Source organism: Acinetobacter sp. Brlt_5 (assembly GCF_051949055.1).
Taxonomy (GTDB): Bacteria; Pseudomonadota; Gammaproteobacteria; order Pseudomonadales; family Moraxellaceae; genus Acinetobacter; species Acinetobacter indicus.
On sequence record NZ_JAYJLP010000027.1, the window covers coordinates 16,030 to 28,327 of the forward strand.

At 46.4% G+C, this 12,298-nt stretch carries 13 protein-coding genes and 1 pseudogene; 4 read left to right on the forward strand and 10 right to left on the reverse strand.

Annotated features, from left to right (window positions below; genetic code table 11):
• Positions 1-17 precede the first annotated feature (17 nt).
• Positions 18-1,361 carry an NADP-specific glutamate dehydrogenase gene (gene gdhA, locus VF685_RS13415; RefSeq protein WP_440203668.1) on the reverse strand — a complete coding sequence of 448 codons (1,344 nt, stop codon included), beginning with the start codon at positions 1,359-1,361 and terminating at the stop codon, positions 18-20.
• A 341-nt stretch (positions 1,362-1,702) separates the two neighbouring features.
• Here gdhA and VF685_RS13420 point away from each other — a divergent pair, with 341 nt between their 5' ends.
• On the forward strand, positions 1,703-2,500 hold the full coding sequence (locus VF685_RS13420) for an RnfABCDGE type electron transport complex subunit B (RefSeq protein WP_152342443.1): 798 nt from the start codon (positions 1,703-1,705) through the stop codon (positions 2,498-2,500).
• A 3-nt stretch (positions 2,501-2,503) separates the two neighbouring features.
• Positions 2,504-3,214 (forward strand): endonuclease III, encoded by a 711-nt coding sequence (gene nth, locus VF685_RS13425; protein WP_045796358.1) that lies wholly within the window; start codon positions 2,504-2,506, stop codon positions 3,212-3,214.
• A gap of 94 nt (positions 3,215-3,308) precedes the next feature.
• On the opposite strand, the gene VF685_RS13430 is transcribed toward nth, so the two are convergent.
• The 4 genes from VF685_RS13430 to VF685_RS13445 form a co-directional block, all read right to left on the reverse strand.
• Positions 3,309-3,515 (reverse strand): hypothetical protein, encoded by a 207-nt coding sequence (locus VF685_RS13430; RefSeq protein ID WP_168416757.1) that lies wholly within the window; start codon positions 3,513-3,515, stop codon positions 3,309-3,311.
• A gap of 88 nt (positions 3,516-3,603) precedes the next feature.
• Positions 3,604-4,263: an adenylate kinase gene (gene adk / locus VF685_RS13435; RefSeq protein WP_005179287.1), complete on the reverse strand. Its 660-nt coding sequence runs from the start codon at positions 4,261-4,263 to the stop codon at positions 3,604-3,606.
• 82 nt (positions 4,264-4,345) lie between these two features.
• Complete coding sequence (locus VF685_RS13440) at positions 4,346-5,662, reverse strand: hypothetical protein (protein ID WP_005179289.1); 1,317 nt, start codon at positions 5,660-5,662, stop codon at positions 4,346-4,348.
• Positions 5,663-5,724: 62 nt separating this feature from the next.
• Positions 5,725-6,243, reverse strand: a complete 519-nt coding sequence (locus tag VF685_RS13445; protein ID WP_104484164.1) for a hypothetical protein — start codon at positions 6,241-6,243, stop codon at positions 5,725-5,727.
• A 239-nt stretch (positions 6,244-6,482) separates the two neighbouring features.
• On the opposite strand from VF685_RS13445, the gene mrdA reads away from it, so the two are divergent.
• Positions 6,483-8,495 (forward strand): penicillin-binding protein 2, encoded by a 2,013-nt coding sequence (gene mrdA, locus VF685_RS13450; RefSeq protein ID WP_440203669.1) that lies wholly within the window; start codon positions 6,483-6,485, stop codon positions 8,493-8,495.
• Positions 8,496-8,498: 3 nt separating this feature from the next.
• Complete coding sequence (gene rsmD / locus VF685_RS13455; protein WP_045796353.1) at positions 8,499-9,053, forward strand: 16S rRNA (guanine(966)-N(2))-methyltransferase RsmD; 555 nt, start codon at positions 8,499-8,501, stop codon at positions 9,051-9,053.
• A gap of 51 nt (positions 9,054-9,104) precedes the next feature.
• Here the strand turns inward: rsmD and VF685_RS13460 are convergent, their stop codons facing one another.
• From VF685_RS13460 to VF685_RS13480, 5 genes and pseudogenes are all read right to left on the reverse strand, one after another.
• Complete coding sequence (locus VF685_RS13460) at positions 9,105-9,536, reverse strand: hypothetical protein (RefSeq protein WP_163141522.1); 432 nt, start codon at positions 9,534-9,536, stop codon at positions 9,105-9,107.
• Between the two features lie 338 nt (positions 9,537-9,874).
• Positions 9,875-10,489 (reverse strand): urease accessory protein UreG, encoded by a 615-nt coding sequence (gene ureG / locus VF685_RS13465; protein WP_005179298.1) that lies wholly within the window; start codon positions 10,487-10,489, stop codon positions 9,875-9,877.
• Positions 10,490-10,677: 188 nt separating this feature from the next.
• Complete coding sequence (locus VF685_RS13470; protein WP_163170290.1) at positions 10,678-11,343, reverse strand: urease accessory protein UreF; 666 nt, start codon at positions 11,341-11,343, stop codon at positions 10,678-10,680.
• A complete protein-coding gene (gene ureE, locus VF685_RS13475; protein ID WP_180192342.1) occupies positions 11,330-11,815 on the reverse strand; it encodes an urease accessory protein UreE in 486 nt (161 codons plus the stop codon). Before ureE ends, VF685_RS13470 begins: the two co-directional genes overlap by 14 nt.
• Positions 11,816-11,942: 127 nt before the next feature.
• Positions 11,943-12,298: pseudogene (locus VF685_RS13480) on the reverse strand (hypothetical protein); the annotation flags it as partial.

The window sequence follows — 12,298 nt, forward strand, 5'->3', positions numbered from 1 at the left end:
TTATACGCAGTTAAAACTTAGTATACGCCTTGAGCCAGCATTGCATCAGCAACTTTTACGAAGCCTGCAATGTTTGCGCCGTCTACGTAGTTAACAGTACCATCTTCCTGAGTACCGTATTTCACGCAGTTACGGTGAATTTCTTTCATGATTGCGTGTAAACGCTCATCTACTTCTTCAAACGTCCAGCCCAAACGTAATGCGTTTTGAGACATTTCCAGACCAGAAGTCGCTACACCACCAGCATTTGATGCTTTACCTGGTGCATACAGAATTTTCGCCTCAACGAATTTCTCAACTGCGTCTAAAGTAGACGGCATGTTGGCACCTTCAGCCACACAGATTGCACCGTTAGCCAGTAATACCTCAGCATCTTCACCGTTTAACTCGTTTTGAGTTGCACATGGCAGCGCGATGTCACACTTGATACCCCAAGGACGTTTGCCTTCTAGGTATTCAAAACCGTGTTTAGACGCAAATTCAGAGATACGGCCACGTTTGATGTTTTTCAGATCCATCACTTCTTTCAGCAATTCGTCTGTGAAACCATCTTTCACATACACAGTACCGTTAGAGTCAGACAGTGAAACCACTTTCGCGCCCAGGAACATGGCTTTTTCAGCAGCGTATTGCGCGACGTTACCTGAACCAGAGATTGCTACGACTTTGTCTTTGAAGCTGTCGCCACGAGTTTTCAGCATTTCCTCAGCGAAATAAACTGTACCGTAACCTGTTGCTTCTGGACGTGCCAAAGAACCACCAAATGTTAAGCCTTTGCCCGTGAACACACATGAAGTGTCATTGCTCAGCTTTTTCATCATACCGGCCATATAGCCAACTTCACGGCCACCTACACCAATATCACCCGCCGGGATATCTGTGTCTGAACCTAAATGACGATAAAGCTCGATCATTAACGCCTGGCAGAAACGCATGATTTCGCCTTCAGATTTACCTTTAGGGTCAAAGTCTGAACCGCCTTTACCGCCGCCCATTGGCAAAGTAGTTAAGGCATTTTTGAAAGTCTGTTCAAAACCTAAGAATTTCAGGATAGACAAGTTCACTGACGGGTGGAAACGCATACCACCTTTGAATGGACCAATTGCCGAGCTGTATTGAACACGGAACGCACGGTTCACATGAGTTTGACCCTGATCATCTACCCAGGAAACGCGGAACTGGATCGCACGTTCTGGCTCGACTAAACGCTCTAACAGACCATGTGCAGCGTATTGAGGATTCTTTTCAATGAATGGCCACAGGCTGGTCATCACCTCTTCTACTGCTTGTAGAAACTCTGGTTGATAGGCATCACGTGTTTTAACGTAATCTAGGAAATCGTTAAGGCTGTTATATTTCAACGCTTAATCCTCAGCAGAATGTTGGATCAAAATTGGGCAAAATTTCAATCAATGATTTATTTTGGCGCAAAATATTAAATATCTTTTGTTAACAATCTACAATAGTTTTTTTCAAAAAACTTTATTTAATCCATATTTTCAATAAATTAGATTGATCAAAATTGAAAAATTATTCCATTTTTTGTAAGCAAATATGTATTTAAAATTGACCATTTTGCCCAAAAATAAAGCAGATTATGGTCCAACTTTGTACACAAGCTTAATGCTTGAAAACATGCTAGAATCTGCGGTTCAGGTTTATTGTTCGCTTTCTCTGCGCCCTTCGCAGCCGTGGTTTTTACATGAATTCGCAAATTGCTCTCATCCAGAATATTGATGCCCTGCTTCCTCAAACCCAATGCGGTTTATGTGGACATCGGGATGGATGTTTACCCTATGCAAAGTCGATTGCCGAAGGTGAAGCCGCCAATAAATGTGTACCGGGCGGTCAACCGGTTGCCGATGCGCTGGCCAAACTGCTGGGCAGAGAACGCTTAACCGCCGAAGCCAGTGTCTGGCCCATTCAGTCCGATGGCCGTCCGCAGCGTATGAAAGCGGTGATTCGTGAAGATGAATGTATTGGCTGTACCAAATGTATTAATGCCTGCCCGGTCGATGCCATTTTAGGTTCCGGCAAACTGATGCACAGCATTCTGACCGACCTGTGTACCGGCTGTGAACTGTGTATTCCACCCTGCCCGGTGGACTGTATTGATCTGGTTAAAGATGTCAAACCCGTACCCACAGACGCGGAACGGATGAGCGAGCAGAAGGATTTACGCCAGCGCTATTATGCGCACATTCAGCGTGAAGAGCTGCGCCGCCTGCACCGTAAAGGGCCCGTGGTGCGTGCTGAGATTGATACCGCGCTGTTCGCCCAGTTCTCGCAGCAGACCGATGCAGTGCCTGAAATCCAGATGGTTGAAAAAGCCGATCATCCGGCTGTCACCCACGATGCCAAAACCACCATTGAGCTGGCCAAGCTCAGAACCCAGATCAAAAAATTAGAAAAACAGCTGAGTGTGCGTGAAGATGCCAACAAGCGCGCGCAACTGGCGCAGCTTCAGCAACAATTACAGCACTTACAGGGAGAGGCCTAATTCATGAGCAGCGCAGTCAAACCGGTAAAAAACTTGACCCGAAAGCAGGTCTATACCTTTTTTGAGCGCTTGCGTGAACAGCGTCCGCATCCAACCACCGAACTGAATTTCTCCTCACCGTTTGAATTGCTGGTGGCAGTGACCTTATCGGCGCAGGCCACCGACGTCAGCGTGAACAAAGCCACAGATAAGTTATTTCCAGTAGCGAATACTCCGGAAGCGATTTATGCACTGGGGGTTGATGGGCTAAAGGACTATATCAAGACCATTGGCCTATATAATTCCAAAGCGGAAAATGTGATTAAGGCCTGTAAAATCCTGATTGAAAAGCATAACAGTCAGGTACCGGAAAATCGGGCCGATCTGGAAGCCTTACCGGGTGTGGGGCGTAAAACAGCCAATGTGGTGCTGAACACGGCGTTTGGTCAACCGACCATGGCAGTTGATACCCATATTTTCCGTGTCGGCAACCGGACCGGTTTAGCCGTGGGTAAAAATGTGCTGGAAGTGGAACACCGTCTGGTGAAGGTGATTCCCAAAGAATTTATCGTTGATGCGCACCACTGGCTGATTCTGCATGGCCGCTATTGTTGCATTGCTCGCAAGCCTAAATGTCATGAATGTGTAGTGGCCGATGTCTGTAACTGGCCAGACCGGTTTGAGTTTGGAGCTGCGCGCCAGATTGCAGTCAAAAATATTGAAGCTGAATCCTGAATTCAGCTTTTTTTATACTTGAAGATGACCTGCGCTGCATATTCGAGGTAGATCATTCAATAATGCCGACCTAAGCCGGGCGACCAAAAGCCGCTTAGTCTTGTGCGTCTTTATCTTGCGCTTTTTTCTGCTGCTCTAATTGCGCCTGCAATTTAGGATGCAATTGACGTTGCTGTGGCTGGTTGGCATTTTCAGCACGTTCTTGCTGACGCACTTTTAGCAGCATTTTATAGCTGATATAAAACAGACCCACCAACATGGCCAGGAACAGCACCATTAAAATTAACATACCAATTTTCACCGAGGCAGTTTCCTTATACGCACGCAAATAAAAAAGGAGCCCTACTATGACCGAGGACTCCCTTAAAGTCAAAACAATCAACGGATGATTATTTTGCCTGATCTAAAATTGCAAACAGATCCGCTTGTACGTCTTCAATTGGACGCAGACCGTTAAGTTTGTCATACGTCGGTGCATTTTCACCTGTCGCTGCGCGGCCTTGGTAGAAACCAACCAGCTGCTCAGTTTCAGTGTGGTAAGACGCTAAACGCTTACGAATGGTTTCTTCCTGGTCATCTGGACGTTGTACCAGATCTTCACCCGTTTCATCATCTTTACCTTCCACTTTTGGCGGATTGTAAACGATGTGATAAACACGACCAGAAGCCGGGTGCTGACGGCGACCAGACAGACGCTGTACGATTTCTTCGTCCGGTACATCAATTTCAATCACGTGATCAATGTTGATACCTTCTTTTTCCAGCGCTTCCGCTTGTGGAATAGTACGCGGGAAACCATCAAAAATGCAGCCATTGGCACAATCAGGTTGAGCAATACGCTCTTTCACTAAACCGATGATCAATTCATCTGAAACCAGACCACCGCTTTCCATTACGTTTTTAGCCTGTAGACCTAATTCAGTACCTTCACGAATCGCAGCACGGAGCATATCACCGGTTGAAATTTGTGGGATATTGTAGCGCTTACAGATCAACTGAGCTTGTGTACCTTTACCTGCTCCAGGTGGTCCGAGTAAGATAATGCGCATAAAAAAACATCCTCATTTTTAACAATGTACATGACACTTTGTTCATGACGAACTCAGGTTCGACATGCTGTCCAGCATCCAATTATAAGAAAGCGACAAACAAATGTATTAAACCAGCAATAAAACCGGTTACCCCTCCCAATACAATCAAGATCCATTCATCTTCCTGAAAGGCAGGACGCAATAAATTTTGAAACTCTCTTGGTGTAAGTTCAAGAATACGTTCTCTAAACATTTGATAGATTTTCTGTGCACGGCTCGCATTAAAGGCTGGGTCGCATACAGGCACCATCGTAATTTCAATTGAGCGATCGATCAAGTCTGTCTTGAGTTTTGCGTATTCTTTTGGCCCTAAAGACAATTGTAAAGAGGTTCTGACCAGTGGGGTTTCCATAATTTCATTAATATGGCGTTTAACAATCCGACGGGTCTTGTCTTTTTTACTGCCATACATCATTTCGGTCATAATGGATTTTAAAGTAATTAAATCTTCGGTGACCACACTGGCAAATACATCAGACACCTCTTCCTGGCGCTTCATAAAGGCACCCTGAACATTATAGGTGCCAATGCGCGGAATAACAGGTTTAATCCACGGAAATTTGCGACTCTGTGTTCGCGTAAAAAATTGTGGATACTTCACATAATGCGGTTCAATCGGGTTGAACACCATCCAGATCGCAATCCAGTTGGTTAAAAAGCCCCAGATGGCGGCCCAGAATGGTACGGTCCAGTGCCACGGCACAATAAACCAGACAATCATCTGGAATATACCAAAGAACATCCCGATTAACGCACTGATATGCCAGATAAAGTTAATTTCTTTCTGGCCCACTTTCAGGAACATGCGCACCATTAAACGGCGGTCACCTTCCATCTGGCGTACCACCATTTCGCGCATATCCACCAGTGACTCGACATTCAAAGTCAGTTCAGTGACCAGTTCACGCAGCACCGCAGGCAGCTGTTTATGTGCCTGGGCATAAATGCGGCGCTTAATTGAATAGGGCAGGTTTTCCCACAGCACAGCATTGCGATCGATCATCACCTCATCAATTAAATGCTCCAGCTCAAAACCGACCTGCTCGCCAATAATCCGTGCCATATCTTCCGGGTCCATGGCATCCAGAAATTCGCGCAATGAGCCCAGTTTAGACAAGGTATTGTCGGTAATAATGCCTGAAATACGCCCGGCCTTTCTCGGCACAATCCCCTGCCAGCCCACCGGCAATGGCCCCAAATGAAAGCCCCAGAAATTAATGGGATAGAACACCATTTTCAGTGCCATCCACACGTGGGCCCAGGTCACAAAAGCGGTGACAGGGATAATGCTGAGCACAGCCCAAAAATCCGGGCGATTCAAAAAGGTTTGCCACAACTGATTGATGTACTCAAGCATGCATATTTTCCATATTTATTTCTAATTACCGGATTCTAAAAGCATTTAACTCGCTATTCTGGCTATAAACCCACACTTAAAGTATAGGAAAATTGTAGTTTTGGCTCGGTTTCTGCAATCACCCGACCGGCCCGATCTTCCAGTTTTTCACCTGCACCAATCCCCACACTAAAGGTACTGATCCGTTCACGGCTCAGCAAGACATAAGCAAGATCTACACCAGCGCCCAGACGTGCTTTCTCTTTCTGGTCGACCACTTTGGATTCAAGATGACCCGCATAAGCTCCGATATAATAACCATTTTTATCTTTACCGGTGAAATGATATGGCAAGCGAAAGCCAATTTGTCCACCCGGTTCATGATCCCCATTTAAAAATGCCCCGGCTTTGGCATAGGCAATGCCGTAGGGATTGACCCATTCTGCATTTAAATGAAGTAATTTTTGTGTAATTCCTGCCCCGATATTCCAGGTTTTTGTATCTTCCCCGGTCAATTTTGCCTGTGGGAAAAAAGAAGATTCTTCGGCATAGGCCACATTGCACAGCGCAATACATGCCACTAAGGAATATACTTTTTTCATTATTTTCACCAAGTTCCTTAATTCTAATTGTAAAACAATCCTGTTTTATTTTTTTGACTGTAGCAGATTTACCCAGATTCTTATATACAGCAGCCGATCTTTTTATTGTCGCAAAAGTCAAAAACCTAAATCACATTATTTGTGTCGAATCGGTCATGCAGGCATACGCAAAGCGCTGTGTTATCGGCTAGAATAACAGCCCTATTCTCATCTCCTTGATCTGTTTAAGCCGATTGCATATGAAACAGCACTTTCCTTTAAAAAACGTTCAGCAAGAAAAGCGCATTTTTCGCAATCGGGTATTCATCTCTATCGGGCTGGTCAGTTTCTTTTTACTGCTGCTGGTGGTACGTTATGCCTATCTGCAAATCAGCAGCTTTGATGAGTTTGCCACCGCATCTGACAAAAACCGGATTCGCCTGCAACCCTTAGCGCCTGCTCGCGGTTATATCTATGACCGTAATGGGGTGTTGCTGGCCGATAACTATCCAGTCTTTACCGCGACCTTAAGCCGCGCCGATGTCGAAGATATTGATGCGACCATCGAACGGCTGACCCCGATTCTGGAACTGACTGAAGAAGATATTGAACGCTTCCAGAGCCGGATTAAAACCGCGCGTAAAACTGAACGGGTCTCCATTAAACTGAATCTGAACGAAACCGATATTGCCCGTTTCAGTGAAGTAAAATTCCAGTTTCCCGGGGTGAATATTGAAACCCAGATGACCCGTTACTATCCACATGGTGAGCTGTTTGCGCATGTGATTGGTTATGTGGGCCGGATCAATGACAAAGATCTGAAAGAGATTGATAAAGATGCCTACGCCGGCACCAACCTGATTGGTAAAATTGGCGTAGAAAAATCATATGAGCATTTACTGCACGGCGTACCGGGCAATGAATCGGTCGAGGCCGATGCACACGGTAATGTACTGCGTCATTTGGGCCGTAAAGATCCGGTTCGCGGTAATGATCTATACCTGTCCTTAGATTATGGCCTGCAAGTGGTGGCCTCTGAACAGCTGGCTGGCCGCCGTGGTGCGATTGTCGCGCTTGATCCACGTACCGGGGAAATTCTGGCGCTGGTGTCGAGCCCCAGCTTTAACCCGAACCTCTTTGTCACCGGCATCAGCCATACCAACTATGCCGCCCTGCGTGACAATATTGACCAGCCGCTGTATAACCGTGCCGTGCAAGGGGTGTATCCGCCCGGCTCGACCATTAAGCCAATGTTTGGTTTAGGCGGGATTCATTATGGTCTGGTCGACTGGAGCACTGCGATTCAGGATTATGGCTATTTCACCTTACCGGGCGATAGCCACCGTTTCCGTGACCATAAAAAATCGGGGCATGGCATTGTCAATATGCACACTGCTCAGGTGGTGTCCTGTGATACCTATTTCTATGTACTATCCTACCGGATGGGCATTGAAAAGATGAATGACTGGATGCGCCAGTTTGGTTTTAGTGAGCGCACTGGTGTCGATTTACCAAGTGAAAGCACCGGCCTATATCCAAGTCCGGAATGGAAGATGCGTACCCGCAATGCCAAATGGATGCGCGGTGAGACCATTTCGGTCAGTATTGGTCAGGGCGCCTTTACCGCGACGCCATTACAACTGGCCATGGCCACTGCCATTACCGCCAACCAGGGCTTTAAAGTCACGCCACACGTGCTGCGTGAAAGCCGCGGTGCGCGTCCATTTAAGGTGCATAATGGTACCAATGGCCGCATTGAATTTAACGGGACCGATGAAGACTGGATTAAAATGCGCGATGCCATGGTGGATGTCATTCAATCAGGCACCGGTAAAGGCATTAAAAGCGGCCTGCAATATTCAATTGCCGGAAAAACCGGGACCGCGCAGGTCAAAAGTATTGCGCAGGGCAAACGCTATAATGAAGCGCTGCTCACCGACCGTCAGCTTGACCACGGTTTATTTGTCGGCTTCGCTCCGGCAGAAAAACCTGAAATTGCCATTGCGGTGATTCTGGAAAATGGCCGTGGTGGGAGTGCTGCCACTGCCCTGGCCCGTCCAATTCTGGATTACTGGCTACTCAACAAAGACAAGAATCCGATTCGCCCATCTGCGGCCCAAATTAGTGGTGGCCTGATGACCGCCGGTTTAAAGCCAAGTGAACTGCCAAGTGCCGAAGGTGCTCGTAGCACCGCCACTCCGGCTCAGGACACCGCTGCATCTGCGCCAGCAACACCGGCTGCTGCCCCATCTGCCACAATAGAGAGTGACTAAACCATGAAAAACCAGCTACGAATTATTGGTGGAGACTGGAAACGTCGCCAGTTGGCCTTTGCCAGTATTGACGGTTTACGCCCGACGCCGGACCGGGTGCGTGAAACCCTGTTTAACTGGCTGATGTGGGATGTGCAAAATGCCAAAGTGCTGGACCTGTGTGCCGGCTCGGGGGCGCTTTCCTTTGAAGCGCTATCACGTGGTGCTGCACAGGTCACCATGATTGAACCGGACCGCACTCAAGCCCAGTTCCTGACCCAGAACCTAGAACTGTTAAAAGTCACCAAAGCCCGGGCCCAGTTAAAAATCAGTACTGCACAGCAGGCGCTGGCCAGTCTGAAAGACAGCTATGATCTGGTGTTTCTTGATCCGCCTTATAGCCTGGATTTATGGGAACAGCTGGCACAACTGGCTGATCCATTAATTCAGGATAAAGGCCTGATTTATGTCGAAGCCGACCGTGATCTAAACCAGCTAAAACTGCCGGCCTCCTGGCAGCAAATCAAGGAAACCAAAGCCGGTACAGTCCGCGCCGGACTGTATCAGAAATCACTTTAACGTTTGATTGAACGGTTATAAAAAAAGATTCCAGATGGAATCCTTTTTGATTTATACGCCCGGTCGTAATGGACGCTGCACCCCAGAAGTCGGCGGCAAAGCCGTGACGGGTTTGGCCTTAGCTGGATTACTCGCCTGTGGCTTCTTTACGGGAGGCTTGTTGGCCACCGGACGATTTGGCTTTACTGGTTTGCTTTGTGCAGGTTTACTCTGTGTCGGTTTATGTGCAGGACGGTTGGCCTGACCCGGTTTTTGCTCATGCGGACGTTGAGCATGTGGACGATTTACCGGCTTAACCGATGGACGCTGCTGAATATACACCGGACGGCGTTCATGTTCCCAACGCGACACGGTATATGGATAAGTTGAATAGCCTCGATCATATCCGGTATAGACGCTATGTCGTGGACCACTCTCATACGGCGTGACCACACACCCGGTAAGCGCCACCGCCACCAGCGACACAAAAGCCAGCTTTTTCATGCAATTTACCCCCTGTTCAGATGGCTGCATTTTCAGCAATCGGCATGAATTTACTGGCAATTTTTTGTTGCGTTCCTGTATGTACAAGTTCACATTTCATCCATATCTTGGCTATTTTTCTGGTGGATAAAAGAAAAGACTGGCCGAGTTTCTGTCCAGTTAAGGTTTTATCTGCCCTGCCCAATCTAATATTTAAATATAGATATAGAAATAACTTAAGATAGATGGGCTTTTGATTCGATATTCAAGCAGCACAAATGTTAAATGCACAAAAGAAAAAAGACAGCCGTAGCCATCTTTTTAGAATCAGGGAGAATTGGTGATATTACTTAGGCTATTTAGTTTTTAAACAGGCCCTGCTTTTCAATAAACTCAATAATTTGCTCCAAACCATCTTTGGTTTTCATGTTAGAAAATAAAAACGGTTTATCACCACGCATGCGCTTGGCATCCTGATCCATCACTTCCAGACTGGCGCCGACCATCGGAGCTAAATCGGTTTTGTTGATAATCAGCAAATCGGATTTGGTAATGCCCGGCCCACCTTTACGTGGAATTTTTTCACCACCGGCCACATCAATCACATATAAGGTCAGATCGGATAATTCCGGGCTAAAGGTCGCCGCCAAGTTATCGCCACCACTTTCAATAATAATCAGTTCCAGACCATCAAACTTTTCGCACAAGTCGTCAATGGCTGCCAGGTTAATCGAAGCATCTTCACGGATGGCAGTGTGCGGACAGCCACCGGTTTCCACACCGACAATCCGGTCTGGGCTCATGGCTTCGTTGCGGGTAAGGAAGTTGGAATCTTCCTTGGTATAAATATCATTGGTGACCACCGCCATGTTATAGCGCTGGCGCAAGGCCTGACATAAATTGAGAGTAAGTGCAGTTTTACCTGAACCGACTGGACCACCGATGCCGACACGTAATGGAGAACGTTCTGTCATGTTGATTTTCCTTTTATTTTCCCTCTCCCAACTCTCTCCCATAGGGAGAGGAGGAATCTTGTGTTCCCTCTCCCCTTAGGAGATGAGCAGCAATACTGCGCTAAGGTGAGGTGATTTCCCTCTCCCAGAGAGAGGAAATATTGATTAAATTTTTACGCCCTCTCAATCCCCCTTTAAAAAGGAAGACTTTAAGAACGGAATAAGCGTGAATACTGGGTTTCATGCGCCATACTCAGCATGGCGTAATTGGGTAAGGCGCTACTGAGCTGCTCATCTTCCAGCATTAATGCTTTTTCGATGGCTGCTGGAACCTGCTCATGTAAATGCCATAAAATCCGTTGTCCACTCATCTGCCCGAGCGGAACGGTTTTCACAGCTGCCAGCACCTGATTTTCCAGCACAGTAAAGGTATAAGCGGTTAATACATCTGCTTCGTTTAAACCCAACTGGCCGCAGAGCTGGGCATAAACCGGTACAAAACCCAGCTGTTTTTTCACCATCACTGGCATTTCCAGCACATCTTTAATCCATGCATTAAGAGAAAATGCCAGCTGTTGTGACTCCGCTAAAAGTTCACGGCTTTCCCGACTGGCACGATAAATCTGCGCCCAATAATCAAACTGTGTGTCATCATCATAAAATTGCATCAGCCGTTTTAAGACCGGTAGTTCAAAACGTACCAGTAGCATCTCCAAGACTTCTTCAAAGTAGGCGATGCTACTGCTTTCATCTTGAATCAGGCCCTGATCAATCGCACTTTCTACCCCTTGCGAATAGCAATACGCTCCGACCGGTAATGCTGTCGAAGACAAGGTCAGCAGCTTGAGCAGTTGCACTGCATTAGTGATGGGCATGGGCGTGAATGGCCTTGATCGGGCTTAAACGATGATCATGACTGTGCTGTGCGTATGCCCCGCTTTCCGGTTCAAAAGGATGCTTGACTTCATTCACAGTCAGGCCCAGTCCAATGACCATTTCGGCCAGCACATGATCTGGTTCAAAATACAGTGCAGTTGGCGTGAGCATCAATGGTACATGGCGGTTGCCTAAGTGATAGGCAGCTTTCAATAAATCAAAATCGGTTTGGGCGACCACTCGCATCAGGTGCTCAGGTTTGGCATCGACCCGAAGTAAATCGCCTTGTTCAGTGGCAATAAATGAGCCGCTACGCAAAATGCCGGTACGCGGCAGGTCAGCACCAATATCGGCACCTGATTTTAATGTTGCACGAAATCGGCTCTTTTGGCGGGTGTCGAAGCTGAGTTCGACGGTTTCAAAAGTGCTTCCCTCTGAAATGTGTTCTATTCGTTGAGTGTAGATGTTCATGCTGTTCCTTTTGTCACGAAGATGTTTTGCTTTGGCTTATGTTTTTCAATTTCAAAGCAAAACCTCTGTAAATTTACGCATCAAAAGTAAGCATTTTTTATGCCAATTATGAGTTTTATTGGTGCGTTTACTTCCTAAATTCACTCACTAATTTAGCAAGTTGTTCCATACCATCAAATGTGGTTGGGATTTTGTCATCTGATGATACAAGGGGTGAAAAGATAATATTTTCAAATTTCTCAAAGCCTGCTGCATTTTTCTTATGTAGTTTTTCTGAATCTTCAGCATAGTTATGAATAAACTGACAAAGTATCATTCGTAGTTCAAGCTGCATCATTTGAGATTGTACAGAACGGACGTGCTGTAAACTCACTCTTACAAAATACAGAATAATCAGCATAAATGTTGAAACAGGGAACATTACATATAACAGGTACTTTAGAATATCCTCACCTTTTATTAGAAATCCCAAAAAAGAAAATA